At 71.7% G+C, this 21,010-nt stretch carries 20 protein-coding genes and 1 pseudogene; 11 read left to right on the top strand and 10 right to left on the bottom strand.

Going from position 1 to position 21,010, the window contains the following annotated elements; translation table 11 throughout:
- The first annotated feature begins 70 nt into the window (after window positions 1-70).
- Both HD596_RS46025 and HD596_RS46020 read left to right on the top strand, forming a co-directional pair.
- Entirely contained in the window at window positions 71-1,600 is a 1,530-nt protein-coding gene (locus HD596_RS46025) for an AMP-binding protein (protein WP_221519891.1), read from the top strand.
- A 233-nt stretch (window positions 1,601-1,833) separates the two neighbouring features.
- Complete coding sequence (locus tag HD596_RS46020; protein ID WP_185070271.1) at window positions 1,834-2,910, top strand: IS110 family RNA-guided transposase; 1,077 nt, start codon at window positions 1,834-1,836, stop codon at window positions 2,908-2,910.
- On the opposite strand, the gene HD596_RS60935 is transcribed toward HD596_RS46020, so the two are convergent.
- Together HD596_RS60935 and HD596_RS60930 are read right to left on the bottom strand one after the other, a co-directional pair.
- Window positions 2,876-3,103 carry a hypothetical protein gene (locus tag HD596_RS60935; RefSeq protein WP_221519890.1) on the bottom strand — a complete coding sequence of 76 codons (228 nt, stop codon included), beginning with the start codon at window positions 3,101-3,103 and terminating at the stop codon, window positions 2,876-2,878. The genes HD596_RS46020 and HD596_RS60935 overlap by 35 nt on opposite strands.
- 7 nt (window positions 3,104-3,110) lie before the next feature.
- Complete coding sequence (locus tag HD596_RS60930) at window positions 3,111-3,536, bottom strand: GlxA family transcriptional regulator (RefSeq protein WP_221519889.1); 426 nt, start codon at window positions 3,534-3,536, stop codon at window positions 3,111-3,113.
- Window positions 3,537-3,841: 305 nt separating this feature from the next.
- Between HD596_RS60930 and HD596_RS65950 the strand changes: the two are divergent.
- The 4 genes and pseudogenes from HD596_RS65950 to nuoH all read left to right on the top strand — a co-directional run.
- A pseudogene (locus tag HD596_RS65950) lies at window positions 3,842-4,795 on the top strand (pyridoxal phosphate-dependent decarboxylase family protein); the annotation flags it as partial.
- A gap of 415 nt (window positions 4,796-5,210) precedes the next feature.
- Window positions 5,211-5,429: a hypothetical protein gene (locus HD596_RS62885; protein WP_246555333.1), complete on the top strand. Its 219-nt coding sequence runs from the start codon at window positions 5,211-5,213 to the stop codon at window positions 5,427-5,429.
- Window positions 5,430-5,462: 33 nt separating this feature from the next.
- The gene (locus HD596_RS62880) at window positions 5,463-6,263 is read left to right on the top strand and encodes a helix-turn-helix transcriptional regulator (RefSeq protein ID WP_246558159.1); all 801 of its coding nucleotides are present in this window, start codon (window positions 5,463-5,465) and stop codon (window positions 6,261-6,263) included.
- A 57-nt stretch (window positions 6,264-6,320) separates the two neighbouring features.
- Window positions 6,321-7,601 (top strand): NADH-quinone oxidoreductase subunit NuoH, encoded by a 1,281-nt coding sequence (gene nuoH / locus HD596_RS45995; RefSeq protein ID WP_185075634.1) that lies wholly within the window; start codon window positions 6,321-6,323, stop codon window positions 7,599-7,601.
- A 59-nt stretch (window positions 7,602-7,660) separates the two neighbouring features.
- Here nuoH and HD596_RS45990 read toward each other — a convergent pair whose 3' ends face one another.
- The 3 genes from HD596_RS45990 to HD596_RS45980 all read right to left on the bottom strand — a co-directional run bounded on the left by HD596_RS45990 (window position 7,661) and on the right by HD596_RS45980 (window position 11,325).
- Window positions 7,661-8,881, bottom strand: coding sequence for a cytochrome P450 (locus HD596_RS45990; protein WP_221519887.1), 1,221 nt, complete (start codon window positions 8,879-8,881; stop codon window positions 7,661-7,663).
- A gap of 107 nt (window positions 8,882-8,988) precedes the next feature.
- Window positions 8,989-9,765 carry a nucleotidyltransferase family protein gene (locus HD596_RS45985; protein WP_185075632.1) on the bottom strand — a complete coding sequence of 259 codons (777 nt, stop codon included), beginning with the start codon at window positions 9,763-9,765 and terminating at the stop codon, window positions 8,989-8,991.
- A gap of 75 nt (window positions 9,766-9,840) precedes the next feature.
- The gene (locus HD596_RS45980) at window positions 9,841-11,325 is read right to left on the bottom strand and encodes an extracellular catalytic domain type 2 short-chain-length polyhydroxyalkanoate depolymerase (RefSeq protein ID WP_185075631.1); all 1,485 of its coding nucleotides are present in this window, start codon (window positions 11,323-11,325) and stop codon (window positions 9,841-9,843) included.
- 198 nt (window positions 11,326-11,523) lie between these two features.
- Here HD596_RS45980 and HD596_RS45975 point away from each other — a divergent pair, with 198 nt between their 5' ends.
- Window positions 11,524-11,892, top strand: coding sequence for a nuclear transport factor 2 family protein (locus tag HD596_RS45975; RefSeq protein WP_185075630.1), 369 nt, complete (start codon window positions 11,524-11,526; stop codon window positions 11,890-11,892).
- A gap of 64 nt (window positions 11,893-11,956) precedes the next feature.
- On the opposite strand, the gene HD596_RS45970 is transcribed toward HD596_RS45975, so the two are convergent.
- Window positions 11,957-12,640, bottom strand: coding sequence for a TetR/AcrR family transcriptional regulator (locus tag HD596_RS45970; protein WP_185075629.1), 684 nt, complete (start codon window positions 12,638-12,640; stop codon window positions 11,957-11,959).
- 76 nt (window positions 12,641-12,716) lie between these two features.
- Between HD596_RS45970 and HD596_RS45965 the strand changes: the two genes are divergently transcribed.
- Window positions 12,717-13,880: a hypothetical protein gene (locus tag HD596_RS45965; protein WP_185075628.1), complete on the top strand. Its 1,164-nt coding sequence runs from the start codon at window positions 12,717-12,719 to the stop codon at window positions 13,878-13,880.
- A gap of 97 nt (window positions 13,881-13,977) precedes the next feature.
- Here HD596_RS45965 and HD596_RS45960 read toward each other — a convergent pair whose 3' ends face one another.
- A complete protein-coding gene (locus tag HD596_RS45960) occupies window positions 13,978-14,802 on the bottom strand; it encodes a TIGR02452 family protein (RefSeq protein ID WP_313046360.1) in 825 nt (274 codons plus the stop codon).
- Between the two features lie 172 nt (window positions 14,803-14,974).
- Here HD596_RS45960 and HD596_RS45955 point away from each other — a divergent pair, with 172 nt between their 5' ends.
- Window positions 14,975-15,346 (top strand): DUF4345 family protein, encoded by a 372-nt coding sequence (locus HD596_RS45955; protein ID WP_185075626.1) that lies wholly within the window; start codon window positions 14,975-14,977, stop codon window positions 15,344-15,346.
- Window positions 15,347-15,350: 4 nt separating this feature from the next.
- On the opposite strand, the gene HD596_RS45950 is transcribed toward HD596_RS45955, so the two are convergent.
- On the bottom strand, window positions 15,351-16,094 hold the full coding sequence (locus tag HD596_RS45950; protein ID WP_221519886.1) for a helix-turn-helix domain-containing protein: 744 nt from the start codon (window positions 16,092-16,094) through the stop codon (window positions 15,351-15,353).
- A 35-nt stretch (window positions 16,095-16,129) separates the two neighbouring features.
- Here HD596_RS45950 and HD596_RS45945 point away from each other — a divergent pair, with 35 nt between their 5' ends.
- A complete protein-coding gene (locus tag HD596_RS45945) occupies window positions 16,130-16,501 on the top strand; it encodes a hypothetical protein (RefSeq protein WP_221519885.1) in 372 nt (123 codons plus the stop codon).
- 7 nt (window positions 16,502-16,508) lie between these two features.
- Here HD596_RS45945 and HD596_RS45940 read toward each other — a convergent pair whose 3' ends face one another.
- Window positions 16,509-17,498, bottom strand: a complete 990-nt coding sequence (locus HD596_RS45940; RefSeq protein WP_185075623.1) for a LacI family DNA-binding transcriptional regulator — start codon at window positions 17,496-17,498, stop codon at window positions 16,509-16,511.
- Window positions 17,499-17,620: 122 nt separating this feature from the next.
- On the opposite strand from HD596_RS45940, the gene HD596_RS45935 reads away from it, so the two are divergent.
- A complete protein-coding gene (locus HD596_RS45935; RefSeq protein WP_185075622.1) occupies window positions 17,621-19,885 on the top strand; it encodes a glycoside hydrolase family 3 C-terminal domain-containing protein in 2,265 nt (754 codons plus the stop codon).
- A gap of 45 nt (window positions 19,886-19,930) precedes the next feature.
- Here HD596_RS45935 and HD596_RS45930 read toward each other — a convergent pair whose 3' ends face one another.
- A complete protein-coding gene (locus HD596_RS45930) occupies window positions 19,931-20,542 on the bottom strand; it encodes a DUF4232 domain-containing protein (protein WP_185075621.1) in 612 nt (203 codons plus the stop codon).
- Window positions 20,543-21,010: the final 468 nt, after the last annotated feature.

Genomic DNA, 21,010 nt, shown 5'->3' with positions numbered 1-21,010 from the left:
GGACAAGCATGACGGAGCTTCATACTCGGAAACGAACGGTACGAGAGTCAGGAGAGCGATGCGGGTTCCGATGACGATTGCGGACTTTCTGGACCGGGCGGAGCTGGGGTTCGCGGGCAGCCCCGGAGTGATCGACGAGCCCGATCAGCCCGCACCGCCCGTGGCGGCGTCCACGTACGGGCGGCTGGGCGAGCGGGTACGGGCGTGGCAGGCCGGGCTGGACGCGCTCGGCACGCACGAAGGCGACCGGGTGGCGGTGATCAGCCACAACTCCGCCCGCCTCCTGGAGCTGCTGTTCGCGGTGCCGATGAGCGGCCGCATCTGCGTCCCGGTCAACTTCCGCCTGAAGGGCGAGGAGATCGATTACGTGGTGCGGCAGAGCGGGGCCTCCGTCGTGCTGGTCGATCCCGAGGTCCACGAGGTGACCGCCGGCATCAAGGCGGACCACCGTTTCGTCCTGGGAGAGCAGACCGAGACGGAGCTGATGCGGTTCGACACGGAGCCGCGCCCGTGGTCGAACCCGGACGAGGACGCCACCGCGACGATCAATTACACCTCCGGGACGACGGCCCGCCCCAAGGGGGTTCAGCTCACCCACCGCAACATCTGGGTGAACGGGCTGACCCTCGGCCTGCACACGCGGGCCTGGGAGCGCGACGTCTACCTGCACACGCTGCCGATGTTCCACTGCAACGGCTGGGGCATGCCGTTCGTGATGGCCGGGCTCGGCGTCAAGCAGGTGGTGCTGCGCAAGGTGGACGGAGCGGAGATCCTGCGCCGCGTGGACGAGCACGGCGTGACCCTGATGTGCGGTGCGCCGGCGGTGTGGAGCACGGTGCTGGACGCCGCGGCCGGCTGGGAGGGGGAGATCCCGGGCCGTGAGCGCGTACGGATCGTGTGCGCGGGGGCGCCGCCCCCGAGCCGGTTGATCCAGCGGGTGGAAGAGGAGCTCGGCTGGGAGTTCATCCAGATCTACGGCCTGACGGAGACCTCGCCGCTGCTCACCGTCAACCGCGCCCGGCCGCAGGACGCGGACCTGCCGGGCGATCAACGGGCCCGCAGGCTCTCGCGGGCCGGGCTCCCGGCGCTGGGTGTCAGACTGCGGGTAGCCGAGTCCGGGGAGGTGCTGGCGCGCTCGAACGTCGTGTTCGACGGCTACTGGGACAAGCCCGAGGAGACGGCGAACGCGCTGGCCGACGGCTGGTTCCACACCGGCGACGGCGGCGACCTCGACGACGCGGACGGGCACCTGACGATCTCCGACCGCAAGAAGGACGTGATCATCACGGGAGGCGAGAACGTGTCCTCGATCGAGGTCGAGGACACCATCTTCAGCCATCCCTCGGTCGCTGAGGTGGCGGTCATCGGAGTGCCGGACGCCAAGTGGGGGGAGACGATCAAGGCCCTGATCGTCCGGGCCGAGGGCGCGACGGTGAGCGAGGCGGAGATCATCACGTACTGCAAGGAACGGATGGCCGGATACAAGGCGCCGACGAGCGTGGAGTTCCGGGACACGATTCCGCGCACGGCGACCGGCAAGATCCAGAAGTTCAAGCTGCGCGAGCCCTACTGGGCCGGGCACGACAGAGCCGTCAACTGACAGTGATGATGGAGGGGTGAGCGCTTCCCGCCAGGGTCTGACCCATCAACTGACTGACCTTGAGGTCCTCAACGGGATCTGTCGGCCCTGGACGGGAAGCGCTCATCTGCACTCACCGGACGCGGCACCTGTGACTTCATAGGAGCCTGGCCAGAGGCCCCATCACTGTCTTGTCCGCGCTGCCCCGGCTGGTGCGTGCCGTCCCGCCCCCTCGGTCAGACGACAGGACGACGATGACCTCCATTACACCCGACAGCACGCCGCTCACTGAAGTCGCCGGCGGCGTGGACACCCACCAGGACACCCACACCGCGGCCGTGATCGATGGAGTCGGCCGGGTGCTGGGCACCGAGCAGTTCCCCGCCACCCCCGCCGGCTACACCGCCCTGCTCGCCTGGATGCGCGCCTTCGGGCAGCTGAGCCGGGTCGGGGTGGAAGGCACCGGCGCCTACGGAGCCGGGCTCACCCGGCTGCTGCAGGCCGAGCACATCAACGTGATCGAGATCGACCGGCCCGACCGCAAGAGCCGCCGCTTCCACGGCAAGTCCGACCCGATCGACGCCATCGCCGCCGCCAAGGCCGCCCTCGCCGGTGACCGCACCGGCACCCCTAAACGGCGCGACGGCCGCATCGAAGCGCTGCGCGCCCTGCGCATCGCCCGCCGCAGCGCCATCGACCAGCGCGCCGACACCCAACGCCGGATCAAGGCCCTGATCGTCACCGCCCCGGACGCCCTGCGCCAAAGCCTGCGGGGCCTGTCCAGCACGAAACTCATCGCCACCTGCGCCGCCCTGACCTCCGACCGCGAGGCCGCCGCCGACCCGACCACCGCCACCCAGCTCGCGCTGCGCTCCCTGGCCCGCCGCCACCAGCAGCTGTCCGCCGAGATCGCCGACCTCGACGAGCTCCTGGACGTCCTGGTGATGGCGATCAACCCACGGCTGATCGCCGCCCATGGCGTGGGCACCGAGATCGCGGGACAGCTCCTGGTCACCGCCGGCGAGAACCACGACCGGATCGGCAGCGAAGCCGCCTTCGCCATGCTCTGCGGCGTCGCGCCGATCCCGGCCTCCTCCGGCAAGACCACCCGGCACCGCCTCAACCGCGGCGGCGACCGGCAGGCCAACGCCGCCCTCTACCGCGTCGTCCTGTGCCGCCTGCGCTGGGATGCCCGCACCCGCGCCTACATGGACCGACGCACCCAAGACGGCCTGTCCAAGAAAGAGATCATCCGCTGCCTGAAGCGCTACGTCGCCCGCGAACTTTACGGACTCATCACCACAACGAACGACCAGGAACGCTCCGATTGACATCCATAGGAGCATCGCCGGGTCCGCCGTGACGGACGGTGGCCGCGCGGCGGCGGGTCTCGACGGCGGGAGCCAGGAAGACGGCGGAGGCGACGAAGGCCGGCACCGCCAGCATGGCTGTGCGCAGGCCCCAGTGGTCGCCGAGGAAGCCGAGGCCGGGCGGGCCGATCATGACCAGCGGTACGGAGTCCATGCCACGGCTACGCATGGTCGCGCATCCAGAGGTCGGTGCGGTAGGCCCCCTGGTACGTGCGCCGGTACGCCGACGGCGTGGTCCCCAGATACCGGGTGAAGTGCTGGCGCAGGCCGGTGCCGGTGCCGAGCCCGCACCGCTCGGCCACGACGTCCACGGGCAGGTGGGTGGTCTCCAGGAGTTCGCGGGCCCTGATCAGCCGTTGCTGGTTGAGCCACCGCATCGGCGGCAGGCCGACCTGCTGGCGGAACCTGCGTACGAACGTCCTGGTGCTCATCGAGGCGTACTCGGCCAGCCGCGGGACGGTGAGCGGTGTCTCCAGCCGCTCCAGCGCCCACTGAAGCACCGGCGCCAGCCCCCGGTCAGCGGTGACGGCGGGGGCGGGCGCGACGTACTGGGCCTGGTCGCCCTCGCGGTGCGGCGCGATCACCATCCGGCGGCCCACCTTCGCGGCCACCGCGGCGCCGAAGTCGCGCCGCCCGTGCACAGGGCGGCGATCCGGGCGCCGCGCTCGTGCGCCTCGACCAGCGCGTCCAGGAGCTTTTGCGGGGGCCGGTAGGAGGCGTCGACGCAGGCGGGCACCACCACGGGGTCCGCGTCGCGCAGGACCGTCAGGTCGCCGGGCGCGCGCAGCCACAGCCCCGGCAGCGATTCCTGCTCTCCCGGCGTGCTGTGGCAGAGGGTCAGCTCGTACCAGTCGGGGGCGAGGTCGCGCCTGGAGCTCACGACAGTGGTCCCATGCACGAGGAGACAGGAACGCTGGACATCGGCGCCCAGGAGGGAGCCCGGCTGCTCACCGCGGCCGCGGAGCTGGTCGTACGGCATCTGAGCACGGTCGCGGACGGGCCCGTCGCGCCCGCCGAACCCGGAACCGGGCAGCTGCGCGACTGGCTGGCCGGCCACGACTTCGCCCGCCCCGCCCCGGCGGCGGACACGCTGGCCGAGGTCATGGGGATGCTGCGGCGGTGGGGCGTGCACACGACGCACCCGCGCTACTTCGGGCTGTTCAACCCGACCCCGACCTGGCGGGGCATCGCCGGCGAGGTCCTGGCGGCAGGCGTCAATCCGCAGCTGGCCGCCTACAGCCACGCCCCGGCCGCCGTGGAGATGGAGCGGCACGTGCTGCGCTTCGTCGCCGGCCGCCTCGGCCTGCCCACCGCCGAGGGCAGCTTCACCGTGGGTGGCGCGGAGGCGAACCTGACCGCCGTCATCGTCGCGCTGACCCGCAGGTTCCCGGCCTACCCGGGCGGCGGCCTGGCCGGTCTGGCGCGCATGCCGGTGCTGTACGCCTCGGCCGAGAGCCACCTGGCCTGGCTCAAGATCGCCCACATGACGGGGCTCGGCCGCGACGCGGTACGGCTCGTACCCACCGATTCCCGGCACCGCATGGATCTGGCGGCGCTGCGCGAGACGCACCGAGCCGATGTGGCCGCGGGGTTCGAGCCGTTCCTCCTGATCGGCACCGCCGGCACCACGGCCGCGCACAAGTGGCTGTCGGCGCCCATGGGCGCGGGCATGTTCCTCACCCGGCACCCGGACGCGCTCGCCGGCAGCTTCCACGCCAGCCCCTCCTACATGCCCGCGCAGAGCGGCCAGGTGCCCGACCCGTACGCGACCAGCGTGCAGTGGTCGCGCAGGTTCGCGGGCCTGAAGGTGTTCCTCGCGCTCGCGATCGCCGGCCGGCCGGCCTACGCCGAGCAGCTCGAACGCGACGTCCGGCGCGGCGAGCTGCTCGCTCGCCGGCTGTCGGAGGAGGGCTGGCCGCGCGTCAACGACACCCCGCTCCCGGTGGTCCGCGTCGCCGACCCCGAGGCGGAGTCGCAGGGGCCGGAGCACAGCGCCGCCTGGCACGCCGCCGTCGCCGACCACGTCGTGCGCAGCGGCCAGGCCTGGCTGAGCACCGTACGCCTGGCCGGGCGGCCCGCGCTGCGCCTCTGCCAGACCAGCCACCGGACGACCGTCTCCGATGTCGAGGCCGCGGTCACCGCCCTCGACCAGGCCCGTGCATTTGAACTGATCGTGAACAGATTTGCTGAACACTTGTATTCGGGCATGCCCTTCCAGCATGATCTTGGCGTATCGCTTCCCGCGTTTCGAGGAGGAACGGATGCGTCTTCGTGCAGGGCTTCTGGTAGCCGGCTTGGTCACCGCGATCGTCAGCGTGCTCAGCACGCCTGCTTCCGCTCAGGCGGCCGCCTGGACGTACATCGGCGTGTACACCAGCAAGTACAAGTGCGTCGACGCCGGCCAGATGTGGGTCCGCGAGGGTTGGAACGAGTACGAGTGCTCGGGTGGCGGCAACTACTGGGAACTCTGGGTCCGGTAGCCGGACGTGAGATAGGGCAGGCTTGCCGGTGTGATGGCGATCCATTCGCTGCCCGCGCAGCGACAGGCGGAACCGTACGAGATGATCGCCCGGCTGCCACCGCCGCACCTGCGTCCGTACGTGCTGGGATGGGCCGGTTTCCGCACCAGGGCGGGAGAGCCCGCCCACCCCAGCCGGATGCTGCCGCTCAACGCGGCCACCCTGATCGTCGACTTCACGGGCATGAGCCCGATCGTCACCGGCCCCCGCGCGACCGCGACGTTCTCGGCCCACACGCCGTGGCGTCACGGGGTCGCGGTCGGGCTCACGCCCGCCGGGATGTCGGCGCTGACGGGGACGCCCCTGCGCGAGGTGGCCGGCACGAGCGTGCGCCTGGACGACCTCCTCGGCACCCGAGCCGAGGAGCTGACCGGCCGGCTGATGGCGCCGGAGGGCTGGGCGGAGCGCTTCAGGCTGCTGGAGGAGCGGCTGACGGCGTGGCTGCGCCCCGGCGCCGGCCCCGGCGACCTGATCATGCGCGCCTGGTGGCGGCTGCAGGAGCCGGCCGGCCCGCCCACCATCGCGTCCCTCGCCGGTGAGCTGGGCGTCAGCCGCCGTTACCTCGAGCTCGGCTTCCGCCGGGTGGTGGGCCTGTCGCCCAAGACGGTGGCCCGGATCGCCCGGTTCCAGCGGACCGTGGACAGGTGGCGGCGGCCCTCGGCCACCCTGGAGGAGGCTGTCGCCTGCGGTTACGCCGACCAGCCGCACCTCACCCGCGAGATGCGGGCGATGGTGCGGATGACGCCCAAGCAGCTGTTCGCATTCGTTCAAGACAGCGATCGGCTCACGGGCTAGCGTGACCTTCCGCTCCGGACCGCACGAGGGCCGGGGGAGAGGAAGGGGCATCACGTCATGGCAGGCGTTCTCGCGGCCGATCCCACGCTTGCCGACTTCGGCAAGGACCCGCTGTGGATCATCATCGTCAAGGCCGTGATGGTGTTCCTCTTTCTGGGGTTGGGAGTCGTCTTCGGCGTCTGGTTCGAGCGCAAGCTGATCTCGCGGATGCAGAACCGGTACGGGCCCAACCGGGCCGGTAAGTTCGGCCTCCTGCAGTCGGTCGCCGACGCGATCAAGATGGGCTTGAAGGAGGACCTCTTCCCGCGCACGGTGGACCGGGTGCTCTACCTGCTGGCGCCGGTCATCATGGTGGTGCCGGCGATGCTGGCCTTCTCGATCGTGCCGTTCGGGCCGGTCGTGAGCCTGTTCGGGGTGCGGACGCCGCTGCAGCTGGTGGACCTGCCGGTGGCGGTGCTGTTCATGCTGGCCATGGGCGCGGTGTCGGTCTACGGCGTGGTGCTGGCCGGATGGTCGTCGCGCTCGCCGTACGCGCTGCTGGGCGGTCTGCGGAGCGCGGCGCAGGTGGTCTCGTACGAGATCGCCATGGGCCTGTCGTTCGTGGCCGTCTTCCTGTTCGCCGGGACGCTGTCCACCTCGGAGATCGTCAAGGCGCAGGGCGAGACCTGGTTCGTGTTCCTGCTGATCCCGTCGTTCCTGATCTACGTGATCTGCATGTTCGGCGAGGCCGCGCGTATCCCGTTCGACCTGCCCGAAGGCGAGGGCGAGCTGGTCGGAGGCTTCCAGACCGAGTACTCCTCGTCGCTGAAGTTCGCCCTGATCATGATGGGCGAATACCTGCACACCTTCACCGCCTCCGCCATGGCCGTGACGCTGTTCCTCGGCGGCTGGCGGGCGCCGATCCCGATCTCCTGGTGGGAGGGCGCCAACCAGGGCTACTGGCCGGTGCTGTGGTTCCTCATCAAGTTCGTGCTCACCTTCAGCTTCATCATCTGGGTGCGGGCCTCGCTGCCGCGCGTGCGCTACGACCAGCTCATGTCGCTGGGCTGGAAGGTGCTGATCCCCGTCAACCTGGCGTGGATCCTGCTCGTGGCCGGCGTGCGCAGCGTGATGCTCAACGAGGAGTCCCGGATGATCGCCCTCGGCGTGACCGGGGTCGTCGTGATCGGCGCGCTGGCCATCTGGACGCGGTTCGACACCGTCAACCAGCGGCGCAAGGAGGCCCAGAAGGCCCAGGCCGAGGCCGAGTTCGAGGAACTGTCCGAAGAGCCGGCGGCAGGCGGCTTCCCGGTGCCGCCGCTGGACCTGCCGCACTACCACGGCGTTTCCCGGCCATGAGCGCCCCGGGGCGTACGGGTGGCCGCCCACCCCGGGAGGCGGGCGGCCACCGGTCCTGATCAGCCGAAGCGCAGCGGCAGCGTGTCCGGGCCCTGGATCCCGAGCGGGCCCTGCCAGGCGATCGGCCCCGCGACGGAGGGCGGGCCCAGCCGGGCGGCGAGGATGGGGAGTGCCTCGCCTATCTCGACGCGGGCCAGAGCCGCGCCCAGGCAGTGGTGCGGGCCCGCGCCGAACTGCAGCGGGGGATTGTCCCTGACGGCCGTGATGTCGAATCGGCCGGCGTTCTTGTGCGCGCGCGGGTCGCGCTGGGCGATGCTGACGCACATCGTGAGGAACGTCTCGCGCTCGATGCGCAGCCCCTCGTAGTCGAAGTCCTCCGCGGCGAACCGGTAGATGGTGCCCGCCGAGGGAAGCCAGCGCATCACCTCTTCGACGGCCTGGGCCGCCAGCTCCGGCCGCCGCCCCAGCAGGGTCCACTGGGCGGGGTGCTCGGCGAAGGCGACCATGGCGTTCGCGAGCTGGTAGCGGGTGTTGTCCTGGGCGCCGAACACCAGCGTGACCAGCAGGTTGCGCAGCTCGTCCCTGCTGACGCGGCCGTCGTCGGCCTGGTAGGCCGCGACCAGGGCGGAGCTGAGGTCGTCGGTGGGCCTGGCAGCCTTCTCCTCGATGAGGAAGTCGGCGTAGTCGTTCAGGCCGCGCACCGCGGCTTCCACCCTTGTGACGACGTCGCCGCCGGCCGCGAGGCTGAAGACCAGGCCGATGTCTCTGGTCCAGGTGCCGAAGACGTCGTAGTCCTCGGGCGGCACGCCGAGCAGCCGGCACATGACCGTCAGCGGCAGCCGGGAGGCGAAGTCCTCGACGAACTCGCACGTCCCGGCCGAGGCCAGGCCCTCGGTCAGCTGCTCGGCCTGCTCCCGGATGAACGGCCGCAGGCTCTCCACCGTACGCGCGGTGAACGCCTTGCTCGTCAGGCGGCGCAGGCGGCGGTGGTCCTCTCCTTCGTGGTTGACGATCATCGGGACGAACCAGTCGTAGATCGGACCGTCGAAGATCCCGTTCGTCTCCAGGTACCGCTTGCCGTTGTGGTCCAGCCTCCGGTCGCGTAAGAGGTCATTGGCCTGCTCGTAGCGCAGCACGAGCAGGCCGATGGGGCTGGTGGCGTACCAGCTTTCCGCTTGGGCCGCGAGGACCTCGGGGGCGCCGAAGTCGAAGGCCGGATCCAGGACGTCCAGGAACGGCACGTTCGGGGGAGTGGGGCGCTGACCCACGGATGTCGACAACGTCATCCTCCCTGCAGAGATGGGCGTACGGTCCAGACTCCCCCGGCATCGCGGCGACAATGAAGTAACGCGCTACGCACTCTTTTGAGCTGTGGCCGTCCGTCCGGTCAGGGCGCCGGGTTCTTCTTGCGGAAGGCGGCCAGTTCCTTGGCGGCCTCGTCCAGATCCTTGGCCGTGTCGATGGCTCGCCAGTACACCCCCTGCGGCAGCTCGTAACCTGCCAGGCGGCGCCGGCGGGCGAGGTGGGGGAACGTGCTCCGCTCATGGTCGCCGACATCCGGGAGCATCGAGGCGAACTCGGCGGAGAAGACATAGACACCGGCGTTGATCGGATAGGGCGACGGCGGAGCCTCGACGAAGTCGAGGACGTTGCCGAAACGGTCGATGTCGACGGTCCCCCAGGGGAGGCGGGGCCGGGCCAGGGCCAGGGTGGCGTGGGCGTCCCGCTCATGGTGGAAGTCGGCCATGGCACGCAGGCTGAAGCGGGTCCAGATGTCGCCGTTGGTGGCGTACCAGGGCCCATCGGGGCGGGGCAGAGAGGCGGCGGCGAACTTCAGCCCGCCACCACGCCCGAGCGCTTCGGTCTCGACCACCGGGATCACCTTGAGCGGCAGGCTCACGCTGCCCAGCCAGTCGAGCACGACCTCGGACAGGTAGCCGCAGGAGATGATGGCATCCGTCACTCCTTCCGCCGCCAGCCATTCCAGCTGGTGACCGATGACGGGCAGGCCGGTGCCCGGGATCTCGATCATCGGCTTGGGCCGGGTGTCGGTGTAGGGGCGCAGGCGCGATCCCTTGCCGCCGGCGAGGATCACGGCCTGGGTCACCGGCCGCGACACCAGAGGAGACTCACCGGCGGACGGGATGAGATCATCGAAGGTCATCACCGCAATTTATACGGGCCGGCCGATCGCGGGCGTCTGTCACGTCATCGGCTCGGAGGAGGTGCCTCGGGCCGGTCAGCAACCGTTGTCGGCCAGTACCCACGTCGTGGCTCCGGTCTGCTTGAGGGTGTGGACGATCGCGGTGTTCCACAGGCCCATCGGCTGGTTGGAACCGCGCGCGTAAGTCTGTCCCCCCTGCGCGTAAGCCCTGCCGGCGACGGTGTGCGCATAGTTGTTCGCCGTCACACAGACGGTGGAGGGCCCCGTGGTGGTCGCGGTCACTGCCGTTGACCGGGCGCTGGCCGTGCCGCTGTTGTCGACGGCGGCGACGGTGTAGGTGTAGGTGGTGCCGGCGCTCAGGCCGCTGTCGGTGTAACTCGTGCCCGTCACGGCGGAAGAGTTGACCTTACTGCCGTCGCGGTAGACGTTGTACGAGGCCGCGCCCGACACGGCGGTCCAAGACAGTGAGACGCCGCTGTTCGTCGTTCCGGTCACGGACAGGCCGGCCGGGGCCGGCAACGTAGCGGGCGGCGCGCCGCCACCGCCGAGGGCCTTGACCATGTTCACGATGGCGGTCATCTGCGGGCCGCTCTTGAGGGGGTACTGGGCGGATTGGTAGCCCCACCAGTCCCAGCAGCCGCGCGGATTGGTGCCGGCCGCGCTGGTGGTGGCCTGGGGATACAGCACGATCATGTTGTTGGTGTCGGCGTACTCATTGAGGTACGCCTGGTCCATGAAGGCGTCTCCGACCAGACCGTAGTACTGATAGCACCCGTGCACCGCGACCATCAGCTTGCAGGAACCTCCCTCACACTGCCGGGGGACATAGACGAAGCCGTCGCGGCCCATGCTGATCGAGCCGGCGTCGCCACCGGGGGCATAGGTGTTCTGGTCGAACTGGATGAGCTTGCCGGTCAGCGAGGAGGCGGCGGGGCTCACGGTTCCGTACAGGTGGGTCAGCATCTCCTTGACCGGATCTGTGGTCCCGCACTTGTTGACGTACGGGGAGCTCGTGGCGGAGCAGGCATTGGAGCCGATCGGGCTGACCCAGGCGTGCCCGGCGCCGGAAGTGTTGTTGTACACGACGTTGGCGCCGAGGTCGCGGTAGTAGGTGGCCAGATCGTCGTTCACCGCCGGGTCGATGGTCTGGTCGGCGGTTCCGTGGTACAGCCACACCGGGTCGCCCGAGAGGTTCTGCACCGGGTCGATGCTGCCCGCCGCCGCCCGATCACGGGTGAGCTGCACCAACCGGGCCGGGGGTGTGCGCGCCATGAAGGTGTCCATGCACGCGTACAGGGCGGTGTTGAGGTTGTTCTGCGCGCAGTCGTAGGCGCCGGCGGAGAAGATGCCCGCGCCCTTGAAGACACTGGAGTAGGCGACGTGGAGCTGGTTGGCCATGAACCCGCCGGACGACAATCCGCTGACGTACGTGCCGCTGATGTCGTGCTTGCCGAGCGTACCGGGCTGGGGTTGCGGCACGGCGGCCCGTGCGGGAGTGAAGGGGCTTGCCGCAAGTCCGAATGCGGCGTTCAGTGTGACGAGCGCGTGTCTGACCTTCATGCGCATCTCCAACGGGGGGTGAATGCGCTGATTGTGAAGCCGAACAAAGGGGAAGGGCGACAGGTGATCAGTACATAATCCAACTGATTCGCATGTGGCTCACCGCCGTAAGCAGGGCCGAAGCCATGTCGAGAACGCTCTGGCCGCTCCGACCGTCCTGCGAGGGAACCGCCGACAACCCGACGCGAAGGAGCAGACATGTCGCGGAACATCGAGACCGTCAACACCTATCTGGACGGTTTCCGTAAGAACGATCACGAGCAGATCCTGTCCTGTCTGACGGACGACATCGAGTGGACCGTCTTCGGCGGTTTCCACCTGACGGGTAAAGAGGCCTATGACCGGGCCATCGACGGCCCGCCCGAGCTCCTCGACCCGCCGCACCTGGAGGTCGTGCGCATGGTCGAGCAGGGCGATGTCATCATGGCCGAGCTCACCGGGACGGTGCGGCGAGTCGCGGGCGGCGAGATGCGCATGTCCATGGCGGAGGTGTTCGTCATGCGCGATGGCAAGATCGCCGAGCGCCGTGCCTGGGTCATCGAGTTGAAGGAGAACGACTACCGCTGACCGGAGCGGATCGACCACGGGCGCTGCCCGTCCGGCCTGCCGTCGGGCTCGGGCGGGCGGAGGGTCATCGGCGCCCTTCCGGGCTGGGAATCCGGGCTTCGATGCCGTCGAGGACGATGTCCAGGCCCAGGAGGAACTGCCGGTCGAAGTCGCCGTCCTCCACATACGCGTGCCGAGACAGCTCCGTGGCGTTCTCCTCCAGGAAGCGGCCGACGCGCTCGCGGATCTCGGCGTCCGCGCCGGGCGTGCGGACGGTGGCCCACCAGATGTTCTCGGCGGCGACGTATCCGTTCACGTAGGAGGTCAGGGTCCCGACGGCGGCGGTCAGGACGGGGCCGGTCAGCCCGGCCCCGGCCAGGGCGGAGTAGAAGAGCCGGGAGCGGGCCAGCGCGTTCGGGCCGAGCAGGGGCCGGGTGGCGGTCAGCGCGGGCACCCAGGGGTGGCGGCGCATGACGTCCCTGCTCTGGCTGAGCTGGCGGACGACCGTGTCGCGCCAGGCGGGACGCTCCTCCGCCGAGATCTCGCCGAACACCTCGTCGAGCGCCAGGTCGAGCACGTCCTCCTTGCTCGTGACGTACTCGTAGAGCGACATCGTGCCGGCCCGCAGGCGCGCGGCCAGCGCCCTCATCGAGAAGCCTGCGACGCCCTCGGCGTCGAGCAGGGCGACGGCGGCCTCGACGATGCGCTCGCGCGACAGTCGCGGCCTGCGCGGGCGCGCGTCGTCGCGGAACCAGATGGACTCCGGCATCCCCCGACCCTTCCGTGCACTGTACGGAAAACCGTACAGCTAACTTAACAGCCCACCGAGAGGACAGGAGGGCTCGATGACCGATTGGCAGCGCGACTACGCGATGCTGGCGTTGCGGATCGACCGGCTGGTCGGCGGTGCCGCGCTCAGCGGCACCGTGCTGATCTACCGGGGCCCGGAGGAGTGGGGCGCCCAGGCGGGGAGCGAGCCGCCGGCCGCGCCGGGGAGGTTGGCGGACGACGCCGAGCGGTTGCTGGAGAGCGCCCCGTCGCCCTACCTGGCCGCCCAGGTACGCGCGATGCGGGCCGTCGCCCGTTACCTGGACGGCGAGCGGCCGCCGCCGGCCGAGTACGCGCGCGAATGCCTGGGCCTGGAACCGCGGCGGCTGCCGGAGGTGGTCTTCGAGGAGGCGCACGCCGAGCTCGACGCCGCCCTGCCGAAAGGCCGTGGATCGCTCGCGGAGCGGCTGCGGGCGTGGCAGGCACGGCACACGCTGGACCCGATCGACCGGCTGCCCGATCTGGTGGCCAAGGCGGTGGCCGAGACACGGGCACGGACGAACACGATCATCCCGCTGCCGGAGGACGAGGTGGTCGGCTGCCGGCTCGTGGAAGGCGTGTCGTTCCACGGCGCCGGCGCCTACGAGGGTGGGCTGAGGTCCACGATCCACATCAACAGGGCGATCCCGTTCAACCTGGCCGATCTGCTCTATCTCGTCGCCCACGAGGGGCACCCGGGCCACATCGCCGAGTCGATGCTCAAGGAGATCCACCTCGCTGACCGTCAGGACCAGGGCGTGCGGTTCATGATGTCGCCGTCGTTCGTGCTCAGCGAGGGGCTCGGGCTGCTCGCCGAGGAGATCCTGTTCCCCGGCGACGAGGCGCAGGAATGGCTGAACCGGCACATCTTCCCCGACGCCGGCATCCGGTCCGACGGAAGCGACTTCGCGGCGATCCACCACGCCAAGAACGTGTTGTGGGGCGTGTGGGGGAACGCGATGTTCCTGGCGGCCGAGGGGCGTGCCGAGGCCGAGCTGGGCGAGTACCTCACCCGGTGGGCTCTGTACGGCGACGACGAGGTGGCGCCTGCGCTGGGGCTGCTCAAGCCGTCGCCGATGAGTCCGTACATCTTCGGCTATTTCCACGGATGGGAGCTGCTACGGCCCTGGGCGGCGACGCGTCCGGACCGGGTTCGGCGCCTGCTCACCGAACAGCTGCTTCCCGCCGACATCGCCCTCTAGCGGGTCCGGCCGAGACACGGGCAACCGGCGAGTCAGCGGCGCAGTTCCTCGTCCTCCTGGTGGGCGTGCCGCCCGAGCCTGGCCGGCCTCGACGGGCTCACCCGGTGACCGGCTGCCCGAAGAGTTCGGCGAACGCGGCCCGGTTGGCCGACTGCTCCGACCGGTCCCAGACCGCGAACACCACCCGTTCGAACACCCCGCCCCCGGCCAGGTGGGCGTGGAAGGCCGCGGCGACCTCCCGCGGGTCGTTGCGGAACACCCCGCACCCCCACGCCCCGAGCACGAGCTGCCGCGCGCCGTGGTGCGCGGCGACCGCCAGCACGCGTCCGGTCCGCTCGTGCAGCGCCCGCCGGATCCGCGGCCCCGCGCCGGGATCGCGCCGCAGCAGCTGCCCGGCGTTGGGCGCGGCCGAGGTCAGGAACGAGACCGGGTACGGCTCGCTCAGCAGCCGGCCGCGATCGTCGCGGTGCACCGGCACATCGGGCGACCAGATGACCCGGTGGCTGTAGAGCAGGTCGGAGGAGGCGCGGTGCGCGGCGTAGTAGTCGGGGGCATTCAGCAGACAGGGGTACAGCAGGCTCGCGCGGCACAGATCCTCCTCCTGCGCCTTGGCCCCGCCGAGGTAGCCGCCGCCGGGGTTGCGGGCCGAGGCGAAGTTCAGCACGGCGATCCGTTCGGCGCCGGCCAGGTGCAGGCGCCGCGCGGCCTGCAGGCTGCCTTCCGGGGTGACCTCGAAAGACGTCCGGTGCCCTCCGGTGGCCGGCGCGGCGATCGGCTCGTCCGCCGGATGGCTCACCGTGCCGGCGATCGCCGCCGCCAACGCGGGACCCACGGTGACGAGGGTGCCGTCCTCGGCGGTGTACCGGCCGTCGGCGGCGATCCGCTCGTTCACCGTCGCGACATGGCTCAATCTGTTGCCCACGCCTCCGCATCGTAGGTCGTGACCACGACCGCGATCGAACGATTTAGCGGGTCGGCCCCGTCCGCGCGGGTGCGACGGGGAACGCGGCGGGTTTGTGAAAGCCGGGTGCGGTGCGCGCCCGGCAGGCTGTCCTGGCCAGGCAAGCTGCCGTGACACGAAGGGGAGCACCTCCATGTCGACTGTCGTGATCGCCGCCGCGGCGGTCTTCTTCCTGGGGATGGGCGTTTACGGCCTCCTCGCGCCCGCCGCGCTGATCAGGCCGTTCCGGATCGTGGCCGACTCGGTCGAGGCGCGGACCGAGGTCCGCGCCGTGTACGGAGGTTTCGGCGTGGCCGTCGCGGGCCTGCTGGTGGCCGCGGCGGCCGACACGGGCGGGATGCGGACGGGCATGGTCGTGACCGTCGCCGTGTCCCTGCTGGGCATGGCCGCCGGCCGGCTGGTGGCGCGGTCGGTCGAGCGGCCGTCGGCGTTCTATCCCTCGTGGCTGTACTTCTGGGTGGAGGCGGTGGGCGGGGGCGCGCTGCTGGCCGCCGTCGCCGGGTGAGCCGTCACACCAGGGGGTCCAGGCACCGGATCGTCAGGCGCCGGGAGAGCAGGGCGCTCGGGGGAAGGCCGAACATCGCGTGGAACGCGGTGCTGAAGTGGGACGGGCTGGCGAAGTAGCCGTCGGCCGCGGCACGGGTGAGGTTCTCGCCCGCGGCCAGCGCCCGAGCGGCCCGGTGCATCTGCGCCCACAGCCGGAACCTCCGGTACGAGGTGCCCGTACCGTCCCTGAACAGCCGCAGGAAGCGCGACTCCGACAGCCCCAGCTCGGCGGCCAGCAGCGCGGCGGGCACGGGCTCGTCCGCGCCGATCAGGCGGCGCAGGGCGGCGGCGATCCGGGGGTCGGTGAACGATGCCGTCGTGTGGCCGGTGGCCCCGTCCGTCCAGGCGGCGACCTGCCGGTCCGGGCTGTGCGCGGAGATGGCCGCCGCCCGGGCCAGCAGGCCGGCCTCGGCTTCGTGCCCGGTCATGACGCCGTACTCGCCGGCGGTGAACCTGGCCCGGCACGCCCGGTCCTCGGCCGAGCCCGGGTCGAGGTAGAGGAAGACCATGCGCTCGCCGCCCGCCGTGAGGTGATGCCGGGTTCGCGGCGGGATGAGAGCGGTCCGGGCCCGCAGTTCGCCGCCGGGCGCGCGCCGTACGGTGAAGGGCGCGTCCACGCCGACGGCCACGCACGCCACCGCGCCGGAGTGCGGGCCCAGCCGCAGGGACGGCCCGGCGTACAGGGCGCGGCCGGGCCACAGCCACACTGCCGCCTCCCCGTCCTGAGCCTCCCGGACCTGGGGTGACGCCGTACCGCGACGGGTCCGTGCTGGCATCGACGTCTCCCCGCGGGCTTGCCGGACTCGGAACGTTCATCGGAGCATACGACCTCGCCCAGGACGGGCCGCTGCGGGAGGGCGCGCTGTTCGACCTCCACGAGGATCCGGCGCAGGAGAGCCCGATCGTGGACGACGACGTGGAGCTGCGGATGATCGAGCTGCTGCGCCGGCTCATGGTCGAGACCGACGCCCCGCCCGGCCAGTTCGAGCGCCTGGTCATCCTGATGATCGTCAACGGCCTCGTGCTCTCCGTCCTGTACGTCACCTACCCGCGCGACACCGCCCGGGTCGGCCAGGAGCTCGAACTCCGCCGCCGGCAGGAGCTCGCGGACTGACACCCGGTCACGACGTCTCCCGGTGCACCACACTGGCCCGGACGCCGGGCTTGGCCGGGGGCGTGTCCTCCACCCCGAGGGCGTGCAGCGCGCGGTGGGCGGCGTACCTGCCCAGACCTGCCACATCCACCCGCACGCTCGACAGCGCGGGCACCAGCAGCCGTGCCAGGGGACTGTCGTCGTGCCCGACCACCGCGAGGCGGCCGGGCAGGGCGATCCCCGCGCGCACGGCCGCCCCCACGACGGCGGCGGCGATGTCGTCGTTGTAGGCGACCACCCCGGTGACGCCGGCGTCCAGCCAGTCCCGTACGGCATCGGCCGCGGAGCCGTCCTCGTCGGAGACCGTCCGCAGGTCGGCGATCTCGAGGCCGAGCTCCGCGGCGCGCGCCCTCGCCAGGGACGCGCGCAGGCCGGCGAGCAGCTCCAGGCGCGGGTCGCCCGTGAGGGCGACGGCCAGCCGGGCGTGCCCGCGCTCGTGGAGATGCTCCACCTGCAGGGGCGGCCCGGCCCGCAGGGACGGCACCTCGTGCAGTTCGGCGGGCTCATCGCCGCCGAGCAGCAGCCGCGCGCCCGCCTCCCGGCGCAGAACGTCGAGGTCGTCGCGGGGGAGGGGGATGACCGGGACGACGAGGTCGGGGTCGAGCGTCTCCCACAGCGGGCGGGAACGGCCGCTCGCGTGCCGGGTCCAGGTCACCAGCGAGTAGCCGGCGCGGTCCAGGACGAGGGTCGCCTCCTCCAGGTAGCGGCGCAGGCTGTGCTCCACCGGCCAGTCCGGCAGGACGAACAGGACGATGCGGTTGCTGCCCCGGGCGAGCGCCCGGGCGGCGGCGTGCGGGCGGTAGCCCAGGCGCGCGGCCTCGGCGAGGACCTTGCGCCGGGTGGCCTCGGAGATCGTCTGGCCCGGGGTGTCGTTGATGACGAAACCCACCGTGGCCCGGGAGATCCCCAGGGACCGCGCGATGTCGCTCGCCGTCACCCGCCGTGCCCCTCCGCCCATGGCCGCCCTCCCTTTCCCGACCTGGCACTTGCGCGCGCTAGTGCCCCAAGGTTAGCGTCACATCGCGGGCAGCTAGCGCGCGCTAGCTCCACTCATCCCTCGCAGGACAGGAAGGTCATGACATGACCGACGGACGATCCGTCGTCGAACGGCTCACGCTCGAGGAGAAGGCGCGGCTCGTGTCCGGCGCCAGTTTCTGGACGACCGCGGAGGTGTCGCACGCGGGCGTGCCGGCCGCGCTGCTCACCGACGGCCCCCACGGCGTACGCCTGCAGCGGACCGGGGTCGATCACCTCGGGCTCGCCGACAGCATGCCCGCCACGGCGTTCCCCACCGCGGCGGCCCTGGGCTCGTCGTGGGACGACGGCCTCCTGCGCGAGGTGGGGGAGGCGCTCGCGGTCGAGGCCAGGGCGCTCGGCGTGGACGTGCTCCTCGGCCCCGGCGTCAACATGAAGCGCTCCCCGCTGTGCGGGCGCAACTTCGAGTATTTCGCCGAGGACCCGCTGCTGGCCGGCGTCATGGGAGCCGCGTGGGTCGCGGGCCTGCAGTCGCGCGGCGTCGGCGCGTCGGTCAAGCACTTCGCGGCCAACAACCAGGAGACCGACCGCATGCGCGTCAGCGCGGAGGTGGACGAGCGCACCCTGCGGGAGATCTACCTGCGCGCGTTCGAGCACGTCGTCCGCGAGGCGCGGCCGGCCACGATCATGTGCTCGTACAACCGGATCAACGGCGTGTACGCGTCGGAGAACCCCTGGCTGCTCACGACGGTCCTGCGCGAGGAGTGGGGCTTCGACGGATACGTGGTCTCCGACTGGGGTGCGGTCCACGACCCGGTCGCCGCCGTCCGGTCCGGACTGGACCTGGAGATGCCGGGGACCGGCGGCCGCAGCGCCGCCGCCATCGTCGCGGCCGTACGCGCCGGCGAGCTGAGTGAAGACGTCCTGGACGTCGCCGTGGAACGCCTGGTGAGCACCCACGACCGGCTGCGCCGGGGCCGCGCGGAGGCGGCGCCCGACTTCGACGCCCACCACGCGCTCGCCCGCCGCGTCGCGGCCGAGTGCGCGGTCCTGCTGAAGAACGACGGCGGCCTGCTCCCGCTGGACCCGGAGTCCGGCGGGCCGATCGCGGTGCTGGGCGAGTTCGCGCGCACCCCCCGCTACCAGGGCGCCGGCAGCTCCCTCATCAACCCGACCCGGCTCGACGACGCCCTGACGGCGATCCGCGCCGCCACCTCGCGCGAGGTCGCCTTCGCGCCGGGGTTCCGCCTCGACGGGGAGCCGGACGCCGCCCTGCTCGCCGAGGCGGTGGAGGCCGCCCGCGGCGCCGCCGCGGTGCTGATGTTCCTCGGCGAGCCGTCGGAGGCCGAGTCCGAAGGCTTCGACCGCGAGGACCTGGACCTGCCGGAGGCGCAGCTCCAGCTGCTGGAGGCGGTGGCCGCGGTCAACCCGTCGGTCGCGGTCGTGCTGAGCAACGGCGGCGTCGTGCTGACCGGCCCGCTCACCGAGCACGCGGCCGCCCTGCTGGAGATGTGGCTGCCGGGCCAGGCGGGCGGCGGCGCCGCGGCCGACCTGATCTTCGGCCACGCCGACCCCTCCGGCCGGCTGGCGGAGACCGTCCCGCACCGGCTGTCCGACACGCCCGCGCACGTCAACTGGCCGGGCTCGGAGGGGCAGGTGCTCTACGGGGAGCGCCTCTACATCGGCTATCGCTGGTACGACCGCACCGGGCGGGACGTGGCCTTCCCGTTCGGGTTCGGGCTGTCGTACACCACGTTCGCCTACTCCGACCTGGCCGTGCACGTCCCCGACCCGGCACGGGCCGAGGCCCGCGTCGAGGTCACGGTGACGAACACCGGCACGCGGGAGGGCGCCGAGGTCGTGCAGGTGTACGTCAGCGACCCCGTCGCCGACGTGGACCGTCCCGAACGCGAGCTGCGGGGCTTCCGCAAGGTCCGCCTGGCCCCCGGCGAGAGCGCCCGCGTGGCGATCGAGCTGGACGCCCGGGCCTTCAGCTACTGGAGCACCCGGCACGGGCGCTGGGTGGCCGAGCCGGGCGAGTACGGCGTGCACGTCGGCCACTCCTCCCGCGACCTGGTCCTTGAGCAGCGCATCCAGTTGGACGTGGAGCACCCGCAGGCCGCGCTCAGGGCCGACAGCACGCTGCAGGAATGGTTCGCTCACCCCCGGGGCCGGAAGATCGTCGAGGAGGTCCTGCTGAAGGCCGCCGACGGGCAGCAGAGCTTCTTCACCGACCCGGCCAGCCAGGCGCTGATCGCCCAGATCCCGCTGGCGACCCTCCTCAGCATGGGCGCCTCCCAGGGCGGGCAGCAGCCGCCGGCCATGGACGACCTGCTGCGGATGGCGAACTCCGAGACCCCGTCGAGCTGACCGGGCGTCCGCGCGGCGGCCTCCTCGGGAGGAGGCCGCCGCGCCTCACCGCTTGGCCGTGACCGGTTTCCAGGCGGTGACGCCCAGGAGGTCCGTGGAGCCGAGGTCGAAGAGGCCGCCGACGCGCTGCCGGCCGGAGCCGACGGTGACGACGAGCGTGGCGCCGACCGCCGGGGGACGGGTGGTGCCGCCGTAGGTGTTGCGCCACGCCAGGGTGAAGGCGGCCGATCGGCCCGGCCGTACGGTCACCGCCTTCGGCCCTGGATCCTCGACGGCGGTGGTGACCCGCCGGGCGCCTTGGTCGATCTCCACCTTCAGCGGCTCGCCGTCCTCGTCCAGGAGCCGGACGCGCGGGTAACCCTTGACCTGCCGCACCGTGTCGCCGCAGTTGGTGAGCGTCACGGTCTGGACGCGCAGCCCCATGGCGGCATCCGGCGGTCCGGCGTACAGGAGCAGTCCCGGGCCGGCGCAGGACGGGGTCGGGGGCGGGGACCACACGGTCGGCGGCGGCTGGCCCAGGGGGTGGCCGGGCGGGAGACCCGTCACCGTGGGACGTGCCGGCGCGGCACCCGCACCAGCCGCCTGCGCGCCGCAGGCGGCGAGGGAGATCAGGGCGGCGGCGGCGACGGAGACGCGCACGGCGGGCGGGACGGTCATCGGCATCATTCTGCCGTGGAAACCCGATGCTGCGGTCGCCCCGGGGGAGGCGACCAGCGCGGGCGTCCTGGCTCGCGCGTCCTGGTCCGGGGTCCTGGCTCGCGCCTCATCGGCGCATCGCAGCCCTGCCCGGGGACGGTCGGCGCGTTGGGCTCACGCCGGTTGTCGAAGGTGCGGCTGGCGGCGTGGGCGAGGTTCCATCCGAGGGCGTACTCGTAGGCCTGGCGGGAGGCGGGCGCCTCGGCCGGATGGCCGCCGGCGGGCAGGCCGGAGCCTTCGGCAACCCACCAGCGGGCCGGTCTGTAGGTGCTCGGCCGGTGGCGGGGTTTGACGGGGAGTGCGGCGTAGGCCTCGCACAAGCGGGCGAACTGGGGGCCGTTGATGAGGTCGGCAAGGACAGGCTCTGCCGCATGGCCGGGTCGTGCAGGAGCGGCGCACCACCGCCGGAGCGGGGGCGTACGCGGCGCC

This window comes from Nonomuraea jabiensis (genome assembly GCF_014204795.1).
GTDB classification, from domain to species: Bacteria; Actinomycetota; Actinomycetes; order Streptosporangiales; family Streptosporangiaceae; genus Nonomuraea; species Nonomuraea jabiensis.
The sequence above is the reverse complement of the archived record's forward strand: the minus strand, read 5'-3'. Positions and strand labels throughout refer to the sequence as shown.